The sequence below is a fragment of the Pauljensenia sp. C0254C2 genome (assembly GCF_056583835.1).
The window spans coordinates 1-17,748 of the sequence record NZ_JBWPJO010000013.1 but is presented as its reverse complement, the minus strand read 5'-3'; the positions used below and the strand labels follow the sequence as shown (position 1 = coordinate 17,748).

16 protein-coding genes are annotated in these 17,748 nt (G+C 51.6%); 9 read left to right on the top strand and 7 right to left on the bottom strand.

Annotated features, from left to right (window positions below):
* The first annotated feature begins 22 nt into the window (after positions 1 to 22).
* From AC1DA5_RS08945 to AC1DA5_RS08925, 5 genes are all read left to right on the top strand, one after another.
* Positions 23 to 1,294 carry an ABC transporter substrate-binding protein gene (locus AC1DA5_RS08945; RefSeq protein WP_092648293.1) on the top strand — a complete coding sequence of 424 codons (1,272 nt, stop codon included), beginning with the start codon at positions 23 to 25 and terminating at the stop codon, positions 1,292 to 1,294.
* A gap of 68 nt (positions 1,295 to 1,362) precedes the next feature.
* A complete protein-coding gene (locus AC1DA5_RS08940; protein WP_092648294.1) occupies positions 1,363 to 2,265 on the top strand; it encodes a carbohydrate ABC transporter permease in 903 nt (300 codons plus the stop codon).
* Entirely contained in the window at positions 2,265 to 3,098 is an 834-nt protein-coding gene (locus AC1DA5_RS08935; protein ID WP_092648295.1) for a carbohydrate ABC transporter permease, read from the top strand. The genes AC1DA5_RS08940 and AC1DA5_RS08935 overlap by 1 nt, the downstream gene beginning before the upstream one ends.
* 21 nt (positions 3,099 to 3,119) lie before the next feature.
* A complete protein-coding gene (locus AC1DA5_RS08930) occupies positions 3,120 to 4,142 on the top strand; it encodes a LacI family DNA-binding transcriptional regulator (RefSeq protein ID WP_092648296.1) in 1,023 nt (340 codons plus the stop codon).
* Positions 4,142 to 4,729, top strand: a complete 588-nt coding sequence (locus tag AC1DA5_RS08925) for a sugar O-acetyltransferase (protein WP_480289956.1) — start codon at positions 4,142 to 4,144, stop codon at positions 4,727 to 4,729. The genes AC1DA5_RS08930 and AC1DA5_RS08925 overlap by 1 nt, the downstream gene beginning before the upstream one ends.
* A 178-nt stretch (positions 4,730 to 4,907) precedes the next feature.
* Here the strand turns inward: AC1DA5_RS08925 and AC1DA5_RS08920 are convergent, their stop codons facing one another.
* The 4 genes from AC1DA5_RS08920 to AC1DA5_RS08905 are packed head-to-tail and all read right to left on the bottom strand — an operon-like array spanning position 4,908 to position 10,128.
* On the bottom strand, positions 4,908 to 6,152 hold the full coding sequence (locus AC1DA5_RS08920; RefSeq protein WP_257590380.1) for an NAD(P)/FAD-dependent oxidoreductase: 1,245 nt from the start codon (positions 6,150 to 6,152) through the stop codon (positions 4,908 to 4,910).
* Positions 6,145 to 7,533: an NAD(P)/FAD-dependent oxidoreductase gene (locus AC1DA5_RS08915; RefSeq protein WP_092648299.1), complete on the bottom strand. Its 1,389-nt coding sequence runs from the start codon at positions 7,531 to 7,533 to the stop codon at positions 6,145 to 6,147. The genes AC1DA5_RS08920 and AC1DA5_RS08915 overlap by 8 nt, the downstream gene beginning before the upstream one ends.
* The gene (locus AC1DA5_RS08910; protein WP_092648300.1) at positions 7,523 to 8,707 is read right to left on the bottom strand and encodes an ethanolamine utilization protein EutH; all 1,185 of its coding nucleotides are present in this window, start codon (positions 8,705 to 8,707) and stop codon (positions 7,523 to 7,525) included. Before AC1DA5_RS08910 ends, AC1DA5_RS08915 begins: the two co-directional genes overlap by 11 nt.
* Positions 8,708 to 8,709: 2 nt before the next feature.
* Positions 8,710 to 10,128: an FGGY family carbohydrate kinase gene (locus AC1DA5_RS08905; protein ID WP_092649056.1), complete on the bottom strand. Its 1,419-nt coding sequence runs from the start codon at positions 10,126 to 10,128 to the stop codon at positions 8,710 to 8,712.
* A gap of 164 nt (positions 10,129 to 10,292) precedes the next feature.
* Here AC1DA5_RS08905 and AC1DA5_RS08900 point away from each other — a divergent pair, with 164 nt between their 5' ends.
* Positions 10,293 to 11,075 carry a DeoR/GlpR family DNA-binding transcription regulator gene (locus AC1DA5_RS08900; protein ID WP_480289954.1) on the top strand — a complete coding sequence of 261 codons (783 nt, stop codon included), beginning with the start codon at positions 10,293 to 10,295 and terminating at the stop codon, positions 11,073 to 11,075.
* 287 nt (positions 11,076 to 11,362) lie between these two features.
* Here AC1DA5_RS08900 and AC1DA5_RS08895 read toward each other — a convergent pair whose 3' ends face one another.
* The 3 genes from AC1DA5_RS08895 to AC1DA5_RS08885 form a co-directional block, all read right to left on the bottom strand.
* Positions 11,363 to 12,121, bottom strand: coding sequence for a nucleoside recognition domain-containing protein (locus AC1DA5_RS08895; protein ID WP_257590381.1), 759 nt, complete (start codon positions 12,119 to 12,121; stop codon positions 11,363 to 11,365).
* A 16-nt stretch (positions 12,122 to 12,137) separates the two neighbouring features.
* Positions 12,138 to 13,478 carry a ferrous iron transporter B gene (locus AC1DA5_RS08890; RefSeq protein WP_257590425.1) on the bottom strand — a complete coding sequence of 447 codons (1,341 nt, stop codon included), beginning with the start codon at positions 13,476 to 13,478 and terminating at the stop codon, positions 12,138 to 12,140.
* Positions 13,479 to 13,582: 104 nt separating this feature from the next.
* The gene (locus AC1DA5_RS08885; protein WP_083309375.1) at positions 13,583 to 13,807 is read right to left on the bottom strand and encodes a FeoA family protein; all 225 of its coding nucleotides are present in this window, start codon (positions 13,805 to 13,807) and stop codon (positions 13,583 to 13,585) included.
* Positions 13,808 to 14,174: 367 nt separating this feature from the next.
* Between AC1DA5_RS08885 and AC1DA5_RS08880 the strand changes: the two genes are divergently transcribed.
* The 3 genes from AC1DA5_RS08880 to AC1DA5_RS08870 form a co-directional block, all read left to right on the top strand.
* The gene (locus AC1DA5_RS08880) at positions 14,175 to 14,372 is read left to right on the top strand and encodes a hypothetical protein (protein WP_092648302.1); all 198 of its coding nucleotides are present in this window, start codon (positions 14,175 to 14,177) and stop codon (positions 14,370 to 14,372) included.
* Positions 14,373 to 14,432: 60 nt separating this feature from the next.
* Positions 14,433 to 15,086 (top strand): Ltp family lipoprotein, encoded by a 654-nt coding sequence (locus AC1DA5_RS08875; RefSeq protein ID WP_092648303.1) that lies wholly within the window; start codon positions 14,433 to 14,435, stop codon positions 15,084 to 15,086.
* A gap of 656 nt (positions 15,087 to 15,742) precedes the next feature.
* Positions 15,743 to 17,748 (top strand): hypothetical protein (locus AC1DA5_RS08870; protein ID WP_480289950.1); only part of this gene is annotated, 2,006 nt, incomplete at its 3' end.

Sequence of the window (17,748 nt, the reverse complement as noted above, 5' to 3'; positions counted from 1 at the left end):
AAGGCGAAGGAGTCTTTTCACGATGAGAAAAGGGAAAATTTTCGTTGCAACCGTAGCAGCGTCAGCACTGGCACTCGGCCTAGCTGGCTGTTCAGGAGGCTCTGGCTCTGACGCAGGCGGCAGCGCTGACGGCGGATCCATTGACGTGTTCATGAACATGCCTACCGGTTCGCCTCAGGAAGCCAAGATCAAGGAGCTGACCGCAAAGTTTGAGAGCGAAACGAATTCAAAGGTAAATCTCACCATCGCGTCCTCTTCGTTCGAAGATGACATGAAGGTCAAGATGGCTTCGGATTCAGTGCCAGACGTGTTTTCAACGCACGGCTGGTCTGTTAACCGCTACAGCCCCTACTTGCGCCCATTGAATGACCGGCCTTGGGCGGAGTACGTCAGCAAGGGCCTCGACAAGGTCATGTATGACGCTGACGGAAACATCTACGCCCTTCCTCTTGAGTACTCAACCACAGGACTCTTGGTCAACTACGAAATCCTCGACAAGGTAGGTGTTGACCCGGATTCGCTAAAGACCTGGGATGACGTCGACGCCGCCATGCAGAAGATCAAGGACGAGCTCAATATTTCCCCGATCACTGCATCCGGTAAAGAGTCAAACGCTGGCGACGTTGGTAACTACATTGCTTCTGGCGCATTTACGCCCGAGCAAAACGAAGCGTTTAAGAATGGCGATTTCAGCACTGAACTTTGGGCTAAGGGCGTAACTTCGCACGTTCAGAAGTGGCAGGAAAAGGGATTCTTCAACCCTGACTACGTGTCCGCGACGCTTGACGACATGTCGCGTCAGCTAGCTGACAACACCGCAGCTTTTGCGATCTCTTGGCCGTTCGTTCTTTCCACGGCTTACGAGTACAACCCGGATGCAAACCTTGGCTTCATGCCGATGCCCGGCGTTGACGGACCGTACATGGTTGGTGGCGAAGGCGTGAGCGCATTCGGCGTTTCTAAGACCAGCCAGAACGAAGAGCTTGCTTTGAAGTACGTTGACTTCCTTGCACAGCCAGAAAATGCTAAGCCGTTCCTTGAGGCCATGGGCGCTTACGCTGGCCTAACCAACGTTGAAGTAGACCTGGGCAACCTGCAGCCGAGCTTCGACAAGTACGTTGCCCCCGGCGAGATTCCGACCATGCCGTTCTTCGACCGTCTCTACCTGCCTAACGGCATGTGGAACACCATTATTACCACCACCGATGGCGTGATCAATGGTCAAATGACAGCGGAAGTTGCTGCTCAGCAGATGGCAGACCAGTACCAGACGCTGTACTCACAGCAGAAGTAATTATCTGCTTAGAGGTGGGGTAAAATCGACAGATTTTACCCCACCTCATTACCACGATTAGGTGAACCATGAGTGATACAAAAACAGCGGTGCGCAGATTCTTCAAAGGTTCTTCTGTGAACTTAATGTATGTTCCCGCTTTAACAATCTTCGCTATCTTCCTCGTATGGCCCGTAATCCAAGGCGCATACCTATCCACCACCAGTTGGGATGGATACTCTCCAACTCTTTCCAGCGCAGGATGGTCTAACTACACGAGGCTTGTAAGCGACCCCAACTTTTTTGTAGCGGTGCGCAACACCTTCATTTACGGAGTTGGAAGCACGATACTACAGCAGATAATTGGCCTCTTTCTAGCAGTGCTGCTAGAGCGTTCCGGCAAGATTTCCAACAGTGTGCGAGCCATTATCTACCTGCCGGTCCTCATCTCACCGGTCGTTATGGGCACCTTCTACTACCTCGTATTCCGGTTCCGCCAGGGCGCGTTGAACGGGATCTTGGAAGCGTTTGGTGGTCAGCCCGTCGCATACCTTGCAAACTCCAACTTTGCTATCGCCGTAATCGTATTCATCAACTCGTTCCAGTTCGTTGGCGTATCGATGATCATCTACCTGTCCGGACTGCAGTCGATTCCAACAGAAGTTCACGAAGCCGCCCAACTTGACGGTGTTAACGGCTGGCAACAGTTCAAAGACATCACCTGGCCAATGCTCCACCCGGCATTCGCTGCTTCCGTGGTCATTAACCTAATCGGAGGACTCAAGCTCTACGACATCATCAAGGTTCTAACCGATGGCGGTCCAGGCTTTGACACCAACTCGGTTTCAACGCTTATTGGACGCACCTACTTTGGCAGTCAGGCCGCCGGCTACGCAGCCGCGCAAGGCGTGGTGCTGTTCTTCATAATCGTTCTATTCACGGTTATTACAAACCGCTGGCTTGATAGGCGCGCTACGAGAGTGGGGCTGTGATGAGTGAAAATAAGAATTCTTTGAAAACTCCTAAGTTCATACTTTTCCTCCTGGTACTGGTCTGCCTTGTGCAGTTAGTACCTTTCTACCTAGGCGTGGTTGCATCCTTTAAAGGTTCGCGAGATCAAAGCTCGGCGTGGGCGATCCCCTTTGGAGAATCCACGTTTGAGAACTTTGTCATCGCATGGGAACGCGGACACGTAGGCCAAGCCATTTTAAACACGGCTATTGTTACCATCCTGGCCACAGCCATCGTGGTAGTTGTTGGCGCACTAGCCTCCTACCCACTTGCGCGACGCCGGACAAAGTGGAATCAAACGATCCTCATGCTGACGCTTACCGTCATGATGATTCCCCCACTGTCCATCCTTGTTCCCTTGATCCGTCTGCTAAAGAGCTTCGGCATGATGAACACCTACATGGGCCTAGTTTTGCCGCTGGCAGCTTTCGCTCTTCCCCAGGCGATCTTCCTGTACACGCAGTCTTTGCGCGGTATCACCGGAAGTTTGGAGGAAGCCGCGAAGATCGATGGAGCGGGAACGCTACGAACCTTCTTTTCTATCGTTTTGCCGCTACTAAAGCCCGTGACAATCACGGTGGTTATCCTTACCGGCACTAACGTTTGGAACGAATTCGCGCTGAGTAGCTACATCATGACTACAAATGAAATGCGTACGCTGGCTCCCACTATCGCGTCCTTCTTCGGCGCGGCCGGATCCAACGTGAACGCAGCAATCGCCGGATCATTCCTGGGTGTAATCCCCGTGCTAGTTGCATACCTGTTCTTGCAAAAGTACTTCATGAAGGGCATGCTCGCGGGCGCGGTGAAGTAATGATTTCAAGGTGGTGGCAACGTGCGGACTGAACCAAAACGCCGGGTAACTCGAGATGAGGTGGCCGCTCGAGCTGGCGTCAGCTCCGCCGTTGTCAGCTACGTTGTAAACAACGGCCCCAGGCCCGTAGCTGAGAGCACCCGCCTTAGAGTTCTTGAAGCTATCCAAGAGCTTGGCTACCACCCCAGTGGCACGGCAAGAGCACTGCGGCTAGGAGCTAGGCAGACGTGCGGCGTGGTTATACCCAACGTGAAGCACCTGTTTAACTCCGCCGTAGTGCACAGACTGGACCGAGAACTGTCGCGCCACAACCTCTCCATGTTGCTTTCCAACACTCATAACGATCCAGAAACTGAAAAAACCGTTATCAGCGAAATGCTCTCATGGGGAGTGGACGGCCTCATAGTTATGGTCTCAGCACTCGACGACGAAGATTGGCGCCACCAAAAACTTCCCGTTCCAGCCATTCTTTTGGACCGCCAGATTGGCTTGGAACACTTCACCACACTTGGCCCCGATTTTGCCGAGGGAGGCAGAATCGCTACCCAGCATCTGATCGACCATGGGCACGAACGAATCCTCGCAGTATTAGGCGGTTTATTCCCTGGCGATAACACTAGGTTGGCTGGTTATCATCGGGCACTATCCGATGCGGGCTTGCAACCCCTCACCCCCATCATGACTTCGTGGTCACTAGAGGGCGGGTACGAAGCCGGAAAGCGGTTCCTACAACTAGACTCGCGCCCATCCGCCGTGTTCTGTTTTTCTGACGCACTAGCTATCGGCTTCCAAAAAGCCGTAACAGAAGCTGGAGTTCGCATCCCCGAAGACGTTGCCATCGTGGGATTCGATGGCACGGACACCGTTAAGTATGTTCAACCTCGAATCACCACTGTAAGACAGCCTATTAACGAAATGCTTACCACCGCAGTCGAGACCCTCGTTAAAGAGCCGTACGAGCCTTTACCAAAACACATGATCTTCCCTGTGTTACTGGTACCAGGAGAATCTTGCGGCTGCCCAAGAATAGAAGGAATAGACTAATGGCCGCTTATTTTTCAGAAGAAGAAGTTCGCAGGCGCATTGAAGAGCGCGAACTGTACTGCGATGCCTACGAGGGCTTGGAAGGACTCAAGGATGAGCGGGACCGGGCTAAACGACTGGTTGCGCGTTTCAATCAAACAACCGTAGACGACGAGGCCCTACGTAAGCAACTCATTGCAGAACTGTTTGGCGAAAGCGCTTCAAATGCTTTCCTCGAGCCGCCTATTTCTGTTGCTTACGGGCACCGCACAACTTTTTCTGGCAACGCTTATGCCAATACGGGTTTGACGCTTGTAGACGACTATGAGATCAACATTGGCAAGAACGTTATGTTTGGTCCCAACGTGACTCTAACGTCCACTAACCACCCGATTCACCCTAAGCTGCGTGAGGATGGCACGCAGTTTTCTGCTCCCATCAACATTGAGGATGACGTGTGGATTGGCGCGCACGCTGTTGTGCTTCCCGGAATCACCATTGGCAAGGGCTCTATTGTGGGCGCCGGAGCCGTGGTGACCAAAGAATGTGCCGCCCATGTGCGTTGTGGCCGGAGTGCCCGCCAGATTCATCAGGCGAATCACCGATGAAGACCTGGAGTGGGAGTACAGGGAGCCGGGAACCTTGGAATACGAAATGTAGCTCAATTGACTTAGCGCACTGGCCTCGACGAAGCTTTTTCGCTCCTTTCATAAGGGCCCATTATCGTTAGTTTCCACAGAAATAATCGGGGGGCTCCAAGATCTTGGAGCCCCCCGATTCAGGGTTTTACGCTAGAGCGATCTCTATATCTCCTCCGAGCGGATCTACCGTATCAAGCACATCAGCTGGAATACGGAAGACTCTGCCTGGCGCTGCTGGCCACGGCACACGTTTACGTGCCACTTCCACGCCTCTTTGTCTCACTGATACCGCGGGCGTGGCGTCAAACACATCAACCCACGCGATAAGACGATTACGAGCGACATTGGGCCCTCCGGGCACGTAAGTTCCCGGGGATATCCACCTGATAGATCCAACGGGTTTAATTGCTATCGGATGTTCAGCTTTCTGTTGCCCGGACAGATAGGCCAGTACTTGATCAGCTACATATTCACCCTCAAGAGCGACTACATCTGCAGTTTCGACAGGGTGGTTCACGTTACCAACTGAAAAAATACCGGGGACAGATGTTTGCATGGTCTGATCAGTCTTGGGGCCAAGATGATTAGCATCAATATCTACCCCTCGCTTTACCAACAATTCATTGTCTGGAATCCAATCACCGGTGAACACAACCGTATCGCACTCCAATATGCGGCGTTGGCCATCTTTTTGCTCAATTTCGACGCTCTGTACTCGCCTCTTTCCGTTAATTCGAACTACCTTCGAGTTAGTAATTACCTTTGCTTGGAACAGGGCTCGCCCGCCCAAGCGGAACGCCGAGTAAGACTCCCCTTTAGGGTACTCAGTGACGAGTGCAGTCGTGTCACAACCGGCTTGCTTTAGGGTCATAACCGCGGACCAGCTAACTAATTCTGCACCGATCACCACAGCTCGTCTACCAACCTTTTGGTGGTACAGATGCACAAGGTTTTGCAACTGGCCCGTGGTGTATATTCCAGCAGGCCTATCACCTGGAATAATTCGAGCGGGACGAGGCCTCTCCCTCGCACCAGTAGCGAAAACGAATACATCTGGACGTACATCATAACGGCCGGCAGGGGTTGTTACCTGAAGTGTTCTATCGTCACTCCAGCCGGTTGCCATTGCTTGAGTCATAAGTTTCGCGCCTGCACGCAGGGCATCTTCGGTCAGAACCTTTGCGTAGGCGGGCCCAGACATGAAACGTTTTCTGTCTCGAATGCCATAACCGAGATGGTCGGCATGGCGCGGAATTCCGCCTGTATTCTGTTCCCGTTCAATAACCAAAACCTCGCCATCGAGCACGGGAGCGAGTCGTTTAGCTGCGCTTAATCCAGCTGGTCCGCCTCCAATAATTGCAACCGTAGGGGTTAGCATCTGTTTACTCATTGTTACCTCCGGCAAGTTCATCAAAAATTGCTTGCACTTTTGCGCCACAGAAGAATCCTTGACAACGACCATTCATCGCTCGTGTGCGGCGTCTCAATCCGAACAATGTGGTTGGAGGAATTGGAGACTGGAACGCATCCCGGAGCTCACCCCGAGTCACCCTTTCGCAGAAGCACACCACTTCGCCGTATTGGCTATCGCATGCAATTTTTTCGTCATCTTCAAATGGTCGAGTGAGACTTTCAGCTAGTGGAGGCATCTTGTAAGTGGGCGGCAAGTCCTCGCGCATCGTCAGGTCCAAGCCTGACTTTTCCATAAGCGAGAATACATACTCAGCAACTGCGAGAGCGGATGTAAGACCAGTTGATCTGATGGCAGCAGCAATTATGTAACGCTTAGAATCGTCGACTTCAATAAGGTAGTCTTTCTGGTTATTCGCAGCTCTTAATCCCGCGTATGCCGCCGTAACCTCCTCTTTCAAAAGCTTGGGCATTATGCGCGATCCCTTTTCATAAAGGAATTCAAAGCCTTCTTCCGTGGTCGAGGTGTCGGTCTTATCTGTCATGTCTTCCGAAGTAGGTCCGAGCATGAGGTTTCCAAACGCTGTCGGACTGATCAACACCCCCTTACCAGCTTTCGAAGGTGCTGCGAGAATGATCTTGTCTGTAAGAGGGCGTGACAGCTTGTCAAATACAAGTAGCTCTCCGCGCCTCGGATGAACCTTTAGACGATCGTAGCCGAACATGGCGTCGACACCATCGGATCCTAATCCCGCCGCATTGACAACCCAGCGGGCTCGCAGAGGGCCTTGTGTGGTTTCTAGCTTCGTATATTCAGAACCAACATCAATGGAAAGAACCTTGTGATTCAGAAGTAGCTTGGCCCCTCGACAAACCGCATCCGTTGCGTATCCGATAGGAACCGACCAAGCGTCTATCACAGACTCTCCCGGAACTACCAACCCACCAGTTGCTCCTGGGCCCAAATCCGGTATTTGTTCGTATACTTCTTCCGGTGAGATAATGTACGTTTCCGTGTACCCATTCTTCTCAGCCTTCTCTTTCAATGAAGGTAGCGACTCCGCTTGTTCATCATCCCAAGCAACGAGGATTGCGCCAGTAGTATCGACTCCGACGCCAGCTTCCGCACAGTACTCTCTAGTTAGGTGATAGCCCCGCGCTACAAGCTGCGCTTCAAGCGTGCCTGGAGAAGCATCATAGCCCGTATGCAACAATGCAGTGTTTGCTTTGGACGTCCCTTCAACTACATCTTCTCGGCTGTCAACCAGCGCAACGGAGTACTTGGTTCCTGCAAATGCTCGCGCAATTGCTGACCCAACAACTCCAGCGCCGATAACAGCGATATCGTAATCATTCGACATTTGTTTCCCCTCCAGTGCGTTTTAGATCGACAGGGCTACTTGTTTCTGGCGTTTCGCGGACAACGGCTTGCAAGTTCGGATCAAATGCCGGGTAACGTTTACGCGCTATTACATACGCCAATGCTGTTGCAGAGATAGCGGCCACCAACTTACCCACGATCATCGGAACAATCATCTCTGGTGCCACACCTGCGGTAAATCCCAGATGATCTCCGAGAAGAGCCATTGCGGAAACAGCCCACGCGGTATTAATAAAAATCCCGCGCTTATCCATCTTCGACATCAAGCCGAAGGTAGGAATTGCATTTGCGAGGCTCATAACGATTCCGCCTGAAGCAACCTCGTTCATCCCCATAACTCGCCCGAACGCAGCTAGTGGTTTACGCGCGACTTTTGTAATCACATACATGAGAGGGAAAGCTCCCATCAAGAATACGCAAATCTGCGCTACGATAGTTAGCCCCTCCTCGATGGGCACTAGCTCCCAACCCGCGGGCATTATTTTCCAACCGGTCAAAAATTCGAACGCTACAATGCCCAGCGCAATCGAGATGATAAAGACGAGTGCTTTGCCGAATCCCAAGAATCCTCGAGTCATTGCTTCGGGAGCTTTCCAAAGTCCAAATGTAATAAGCGCTGCGGCGATGATAATCGGAATGAGATTCTTCAGAATCATTATCACGCCATAACCGGCGACTAAGCCACCTGCTAGCACGCCAAGTGGAATAGTAACAACGCCGACCAGGACACCGTTGGCGAAATATGGACGATCCTCCTCTTCCACGATTCCTAGCCCCACTGGAATCGTAAAGACCACAGTACAACCCAACATCGAGGCAAGAATCGCCCCAGCCAGCATGGCAGCATCATCTGATTGCGCCATCTGAACTGCGAGGTGGAATCCACCCATATCGTTTGCGAGCAAGGTACCAGCAAACATTGATGGATCGGCGCCGAAAAACTTGTAAATAGGAACAATAACCGGATTCAGAACTTTAGCTAAAACGGGTGCCAGGGAAATCATTCCAACCATTGACAGCGCTAACGGACCAAACGTATTAAGCCCCTCTTCGAGCTGATCACCAAGCTCAAACTTGCTTCCAATAGCTCTGTCTAGCGCCGCAACTATCAGGGCAAACGCCATTATTATGACAATAATTTGATTCAATCCCATGATTACAGCTCCAAAGACGACTCAACTGCGGCACGCCACGCCGTCCTATATGACTCGACATCATCTGCACTTCGTTGCGGTTCATAAGTTGCAGCAGGTTCCCAATCAAAAGGTCCTTCTTCAATTGTCAGGTCCGGATTCAGGGCCAAACGCATGCAGGCAGCGGTACCCAAAGCAGTAGCATGAGCCGATGGATAGGTATCGATTGGCGTTTGCAACATATCGGCCTGCGATTGCATGAGAACTTTAGATCTCGTCAGACCGCCGTCAACACGAAGCCTGCTAAGTGATTCGCCTAGTTCTCCATGAGTTAGATCAGCCAGCTCCGCAATTTGTGCAGCGATACCGTCTAACATTGCCTTAACTACCTGTGGCTTGCCTGTAGATAGGCGCATGCCGGATAAAAAGGCTCCCGCATCCGGCTTCCACCATGGCGCTGCCAATCCTGCAAAGGACGGCGCAAATAGAACACCACCTGAATCCTCCGCTGCAATTTCATCCATCTGCGGAGCGCCGGTAATGATACCCATCTCTTCTAGCCAACGCACTGCGGAGGCCGCTGTGTATACCTGGCCGTCGGAGCAATAATTTGTTTTACCTCGGAGAGTCCACGCTACTGAAGTGGTCAGGCCGTTATCGAATCGAGGAGCGTCCTCACCCATATTCACAAGGATGAAAGCGCCCGTGCCATAAGTGCATTTTCCTTCGCCTCGATTGAAACACTTCTGCGCAAACAATGCGGCCTGCTGATCAACGATTAGACCACCTACCGGTACAGGCGAACCGGTGAACGCACTCGTTTCTCCTACAATTTCATCACAGGCTACAACCTTAGGCATACGCTCATTAGAGAGCCCGAAGATTTCAAGGAGTTTGTCATCCCACTGAGTTGAGTCAACGTTCAATAGCAAAGATCGCGAAGCGGTTGATACATCCGTTACGAACTCGCCCGTAAGCTGATAAACCATCCAGGTGTCGGTAGTAGTTACCACACCTTTGGTGGTGAGGTTTTCACGAAGCCATGTCATCTTCGGAGCGGTGAAATAACAATCCAGCACTAGACCGGTGCGCTGATGCACCTCATCCGCGAACTCTTGCAACCGTTCCACAACCGTTTGCGCACGGCGGTCCTGCCACACAATACAGGTGGTAAGAGGCTCGCCCGTTTCTGGATCCCACGCGAGGATGGTCTCACCTTGATTCGCTAAGGAGACGCCTTCAATGGGCACGCCTGCTTTTGCCACAGCCTCTTTGCCCACCTCAATTATGGAGCTCAAAAGCTCTCGTGGATCCTGTTCCACACCCCCGTTTGCCAAATATTCCGGGAAAATTTCCTTCTCCACCACCGCGTGAACGCCCTGCTCATCGACCACAATCGCCTTCGACCCTGAAGTTCCCTGGTCTAATGCAAGAATAGCCACGTTGCCACCTTTCGTTATCACAGTATTGCTATCGTGCTTGCGACTCCTTCGTCGCTTAACAAAATCTCAACGGAATCAGCCGTTTCCGCAATTCTGTTCAGATTGTTGTTTTAAGCGTAAGTCCGTTTGGAATTCAACTCAACGAATGTGGAATAATGTGGATTGTGACCATAAAAATTGCTCAAGAGCGACATCGATACATCATTCAGGAGATTCGGTCTAGCGGTAGTGTTTCCACACTAGACCTAGCCCGCACATTACGGGTTTCCGGGGAAACCATCCGGCGCGATTTCGCTTATCTAGAACAGCAGGGTTTCCTTCATAGAGTTTATGGCGGTGCGATACTAACTGATTTAAAGGTAACCACTGAACCCGGTTTTCACGAACGACGCTCAATCAACCCTCGTGCTAAATCTGAAATCGGTCGAACCGCCGCAGAGCTTCTCAATGATGAGACTTCTATTTTTATTGACGTAGGCACAACTGCAGAAACCATAGCAGCCGCCCTCCCCCCGCAATGGAAGGGAACAGTATTCACAAACTCTCTTCTCGTGGCCGAAGCACTCCCCTCCCGCAACAAGGTAGAGACTATTCTCACGCCTGGAATTCTAAACCAGGAAGAGAGGTACGTTAGGGGATCTTCTACCGCATTGTTTCTAGACCGAATTCATTTCGACACCGCATTCATTTCTTGCGGAGGAATTGATATTGCGGGCGCAACCGACTTTGACGCGGATACAATTGAGCTCAAGCGCATTGCCGCCTCAAGATCTAATCAGACTTTCATTGTTGCCGACTCGACGAAGCATAATCGCATGGGCACATTCGAGGTTTCGCGCTGGTACGAGCTGTCAGGACTCATCACAAACGAATCCCCACCGGAGAGAATACGAACGACTATAGTGCAATCCGGCGGGCGAGTAATAACCCCTAATATGCGTACCTGAGCCGTTCTGAAAAAGTTTTTCTGGCGAACCTGCCCCGCATCACCCAACCGACAGTGGGCAACCTGCGCAGTGGACTTTCACCTCTTGGGAAGTTCCACCGCCGCAGGCTCCCAAGCCGGATGAACACAGTGATCCTGCGCTTTGCAAGCGCCCCGACCGGTTCAAGTGGTCGACCATCACTTGCGCAATCTCAACCCGCAACCCCGCCCGCTGGGCGGCAGACTCCAAGGTTGCGCCTTGTCTAAGCTCATCCATCAGCCGGTAAAGAGGCGGCTGGTTCCGGACAATCACCAGAACAGCCTACCAACCTGGAACACCAGCACTGCCAGCAACCAGGCTGCAGCCAACTGAACGACCACTGCCCCAATCGTCCAGCGCGCCCCAATCTGACGCTTTTGCTCCGCAACCGTAGCCAAACACGGTGTGTAAGTCAGAACGAACACGAGGAAGCCAAACGCTGCCAAAGACGCGTACTGCTCGCCCGCAGTCCTCTCAAATGATGCCGTCACCAGCTCGGGTAGCGAACCAAGATCGTCGCCCCCGTCCTCCGCGTCACCTGCCGCGGACTCATCCAGGTTGTAGGAAGTCACAATCGAAGAGATAAGCGTTTCCTTCGCCACAAAGCCCGTCATCAACGCGCCAGTCATGTGCCAATCACCAAAACCAGCGGGCTGGAATACAGGTTCAAGAACGCGCGCGGTGGAGCCGTACAAGGAGTTCTCCATTGGCAACTCCTCATCAGCGAAGGAGTAGCCCTTTGCCATCGGGATTGCGCTCATCAACCACACCACAAGAGTCATTACTACGATGATCTTGCCGGCGCCCTTCACAAACGCCCACGCCCGGTTCCAAGTATTTTGCAAAATCACGAGAATACGCGGCATCTGGTAAGCCGGCAGCACCAGCATCAGTGGAGCCCTCGACTCCCCCTTCGTGATGAACGGCTTCAGCACGAGCGCTCCGAGCACCACCATGAACAGCGACAAAACGTACATCAAGAACACGACATTGCCAGCGTTATCTGCAAAGAAGATTCGCGCGATCATCAAATAGATCGTGAGCCTAGCAGCGCAGGAGGTGTAGGGAATGATGAGCGTTAACCAACCGCTGCTTGGCGTTTGGTAGCGTGCGAGTTGCCGCAAGCGACGGCAAGTTGCATCCAAAGCCCATAATCAGAGGTAAGATTACTCGCCCATCCAGGCCGATCATGCGCATAACGCGATCCCCTAGGAACGCTGCGCGCGCCATGTAGCCAGAGTCTTCCAAGATCGCGATCGCCAAGAAGATCACGAACATGAGCGGAACGAACGAGGCAACTACGCCCAGGCCAACTGCGAGACCGTTAACAAACAGCGACTCAACCCAAGTGCCGGACAAGCCCACGCCTGCGAACGCAAACTTCAAAAGGTTAGCTAGTGAGAAAGCGCCTTCGTCGGTGCTGGAAAACAGCCCATCGAAGAAGTCTTGCACGGGGCCAACCCAGTTACCCGCGGCTTGGAATAGAAGCCACATGAGCAAGAAGAATACCGGGATGCCAACCAGCGGATGAAGAAGGAGGGAATCAATCTTGTCTGAACGAGACGGTTTACGCGCAGAGTCGCGTTTACGTCCCGCCTGTTCCTCAACCCGCTCAACCCAGGCAAACAGTTTTGCCGCGCGATCAAACTCGGACGTATCAGCCAAGCGCGCCGCTTCCACCGAAGAATCCGCCGGCCCCTTACTGGTATTTTCTGCCGCGGAACAACCGCAATCTACCGCGCTCATGACCGGAGCGCCCTCACCAATGCCCAAAATCTGCGGGGACTTCAACTTATCAATCTGTTCGAAAGCTGCCTGCGCTGCCACCTGGTTAAATCCGGGAGCAGTCGGATCGGGCAGAATCGACTTTACGCGGGGCCGAGAAATCAGAGCGGAACGGATCATGTCTTCAACCGCGCGCACTCCCTGCTTCGTGCGCACATCCGCCGCCAAAATCGGGATGCCGAGCGTGTTTGAAAGTGCGGCCGCATCAACTACCTCGCCCTCGTGCTCGACAACATCCGCCATCGTTATAACGCCAACCATCGGGCGCCCCGTTTGTGCTACCTGGCCAAGCAAGTACAAGCTGCGCGTCATTGCCGAGGCATCCAGCATCATGACCACAAGGTCAATAGACTGGCCCGACGCCATGTCCGTAGCAGACCCTGTTGCACCTGCCAAGGTATCGACGACGACTTGTTCGTCCTCAGAATTGGCCACCAGCGAGTAGGTGCCGGGAAGGTCAATTACACGTGCTCCCAGCGCCGTAGAACGACCCTGCATGAGCTCCACGGTTGTACCCGGAGCGTTCACAACCGCCTGATGAGCACCCGTAACCGCGTTAAAGAAGGTGGACTTACCAACATTTGGGTTACCAACCAGCACTACGGTGTCACGGGGATGGCGAACATCCTTGACGTCTAAGAGAACAGACCTGGCCTGCGGGTTATCGCAAGACTGCGGATTTCCTGGCGAACACTTTGGGCAACTCACTTAACTAACTCCACGTCAATCAATTTTGAAGAACGATGGTCTACCGCGACTCGCGTTCCTCCGATATTTAGGACCATGCCTCCAAAGGCGGCGCGGTTTACGACAGTGAAATGCGCTCCTGAACGCAGGCCCAGTTCTTGCACCCGTAGCTGATAACACGGTTGGATTTCAACATTTTGCAGCTGGCCAGTATCGCCGCGCTTACACTCAGAAAGTTTCACACCGAAAAGATTAGATACGGCATACCTAACCTGCAACGACCGTTGCGTAAATCAACCCACCTCAAGAACGCCAAAATCGCTTTTTCGCGTGATTGCAGGCGAATTTATCAATGCTCCAAGTGCCCATAACCGTAACAATACAGGAATTACCCAACAATATACGATCGTAAATGCCTGTATTCATGAAACGTTTATGTTTCATAAATAGTGTTGGGGCTGGAGAAAGGTTTTAAAACTCTCTCCAGCCCCAACTACAAAGAAGCTGTCAGTTAAGCTCGTTAGAAGCCCTGATTAGCCCTCCATTACCGCTGCGCGGCCGGCCTCTAGACGAGCTACCGGAACGCGCAGGCAGGACGGCGAGTGCGGGGTGAGCCGGCCGGTAGAAAAATACATTGACCAGCAGGTGGCACGCATGTGGATCAGTCGCGACACGTACGCAGCCCTGGAGGACATGTATGCAGGCGACTCGTGGATGATCGCAGGCGACCTGGACTTGCCAGTGTGGGTCATACACGCATACCAGGACATGCTAGAAACATCAGAAAATTACCTCGCCGCCTGGTAGGCGGGGTAGTGTGTAGTAGCCAGACCATATTTTTCATGTGAGTTCAAAGGAGAAAACACAATGACCAGCCAGCAGCAGCCGTTTCCCGCGCCCGGACAACCAGTCCCACAGCCTCAACCGGCTAAAAAACCGTTCTACCAAAAATGGTGGTTTATAGCTCTCATCATTATTATCCTCGTCCCCGCTATCGCTCAGGCGTGCGGCGGCGGCAGTAAAAATGCTTCGACCGAGCAGTCATCCATGCCGGCAGCGGCTCAGTCGGTCTCTCAGGAGTCAGGCCAGTCAGCGGCGGCCGAGGCGGAGCAGTCTGCTCCACCGGAGCCCGCCGAGGCGGAGCAGTCAGCTCCGGCAGAACCTGCCGAGGCAGTAGCGGCAGCTCCGGTTGAGAAGGTTCAGCCAGCCGAGGAGAAGGTACCAGCCGAATACAAGGCGGCACTGCGAACAGCCGAATCCTACTCAGAGACCATGCACATGTCGAAGCAGGGAATTTATGATCAGCTGGTGTCTGAGTTTGAACAGTATCCGCCTGAGGCCGCTCAGTATGCGATAGACAATATGGTCGCCGATTGGAATCAGAATGCCCTGGAAACGGCTAAGAGCTACAGGGAGACGATGGACATGTCGAATGGCGCGATTTACGATCAGCTGGTGTCTGAATTTGAGCAGTTTACGGAGGACGAGGCTCAGTACGCTATGGATCATATTGACGGGTAGGGCATGTGCGGGGCACGCTGCCATCGCAGTTTTAGCGTTTGTGCTGGTCACGGGTGGTGGCGGCGCTGTCTCCCCCCATCTCCACTATTAGGACGTTCATTTTGGTACAAAGTGAACGTCCTATTTTTTTATGCCATAAGATGTGACGTTTCGCCTTGTCGGGGCAGCTTTATTGCTTTCGGAAGTCTTCTTGGTTAGGTATTTGACTTATCGTTGGCTTGGCACAGTTTGTCAGATTTCTAGAGGCCGGAAGGCTCCGAGAAGCAAGCTACAAAAAATATGTCTATCCGCCAAAAGTGTGCGAGTCGCTAAAAGCTTTGGGGTTTCACAGAATAGATCTATAATTTAGAGCAGCCGTAGAGTAACTGCCCGAAGCCAGACCTTCTAAATTAAGCAATAAAAGTTGTCATGTTTTTTGCAGACATTCATTCCAAATCACCGTTGATGGATGATTTGATTACCAAAAAATCACGTATGCATAAGAATTTCAATAGCTAAAATGTATTTAATGAACGTCTAGCTAATGTGTTTTATCTGTTTAGCTATATTCCTGTAGCTGTCACCACCTACCTGAGCTCAACGGGCTGGTTTTCTGGATGACGTAGTGGTACTTTGAGGGGAATAGATTTAACTAGCACACTGGACAGGAAGGTCTAATGCGCAACTTCAAGGACAAGCCCGGTTTTCTTGAAACGTTCGCCGGCGGAGCGCTGCTTAAACCAGCTCATCTTCTTACAGAACTACTGATCCTAACCTTGGTCTGCGCTTTGGGCTTCACGCTATCGAGCCCGTCTATGGCTCATGCCGAGGATCTACAGAGTAGCTCCCGGGATGACGAACAAAGCGCCAGTCCGACGCCGGTAAGCACTCCAGAAGTTGTAACTGATACCCAGTCTGGCGATGGTCTAGAGATCGGACCGGAGACTGTCGATCAACCCGTGCGTCAATCAACTTTACCGGCACCGACCATTCGCAAGGTCTTTTACGACGCCACAACTATTTCCGGCGCTAATGTACAACGAAAAAGAGTTGGTGGAAAGGTTAAAAGGTCGACTGTATATGTGACCCTAAAAGGTAAGGATGGCAACGAAAAAGCCACTGTTTCTGTTACCCCTAAAAGTGGAACAGCTTGGACGGTAAGTCTACCTAACGGCGTTAAAGTTGCACCAGGTGATACCGTCACTGCCTATCAAACTTTGGATGGCGCTACATCTGGTGTGGTGACCGCAAATGCTGAGCCATCCATGGCATTCTCGAATAAAGACAAGATCAAAATGCCGGTAGGAGAAATCTGGATTGAACACCCGGACGCTAACCTTGTAAATAATGATGAGCAAGCAGAAGCTATTGAAATGCTGAAGAAAGCTAATCCGGACATTGCGAACGACTTTAACCTTGACAAAATTAAATTCTCTATCGATTACACGGACCATGCCTACTATGAAGTGACCTATACAGATGGATCAACCTCCGGAAAAATTGAAGCTCCGGACGTAATAATCAAACAGGTAACGGAAACATCTGTGGCTCCGATAATAGGAAAAGTCCAGGTGACAGACGGGCAGATTATCGTTACATTTGCTAAAGAAGTTGCCCAAGGAACAAAATTTAGTTTTGTCAAACAATTTACCGATGGAGAGGACAGGAATTTTTCCCAAAATGGAAGCTGTATAGTGGACAAATCTAACTCACAAGAGATGTCTCAAGCAGTAACCGTTGACGGCAAAAAAGTTACTTTCCCAATCACGGATAAGGTTAACGATTTAAAACTCGGAACAGAGTTCGGTATCGTTGTCAAAGAGCCACATAAATTCCGTTCTTGCGCGAAGTCTGAGCCGGTAATAACAACCCCCGACAAAGTCGCCGTGAGAGATCCTCACAAATTAACGGATGCCGATAAACAAGCCATCGATAAAGCTATTCGAGATGCCAATACGGTAAATGGCGTATCTAAGCTTCCCGATGGAACTGGATTTTTAACCGATCCTGCGTTTATCGAGTTTGATAAAGACGGAAACGTTACAATAATCAGCCCTAATGATGTGGAAACTGATTGGGATAATGACGGCAATCCGATATATGTAAAAAATCCTGATGGAACCTATAAAGTAAATGATGTATCCAAAGTCACTAAAATCCCTGCCAAAGATCTGGTAAAAAATATCGCTCCGAAATCTCCTGCGATTGCGGTAGATACGGATAAGGGTGAGGTAACTATTACCCCGCCAGCCTATGAAAACCCGGGTGATGATACCGACTTGGCATCCTACACCGTCACCTATAAGGATGCTTCAGGAGCGGAAAAAACCGTCACTGCAACTCGAACCGTAGACGAAACTTCCGGTAAGACCACGTGGACATCAGATGGTGCAACGGTTGATGCGAACACTGGTGTGATTACTCTGAAAGTTGAAGACATCGAAGTTGGTGGAACTGTCACGGCAAAAGCAAAAGATAATGGCGGACTAATTCCCACTGAAGAACAGCCGCTTGAATCAGAACCGGCCAGCGAGACACTCGAAACTGCCACTGTTAGCTATGATCGTAACGGCGGAGTCGGCGATATGGATGGCAAGACTTTAAACAAGGGCAGTAAGTACACGGTGTTGCCTAATGGTTTTACTGCTCCGGATGACTCCCAGGAATTTAAGGCTTGGGAAGT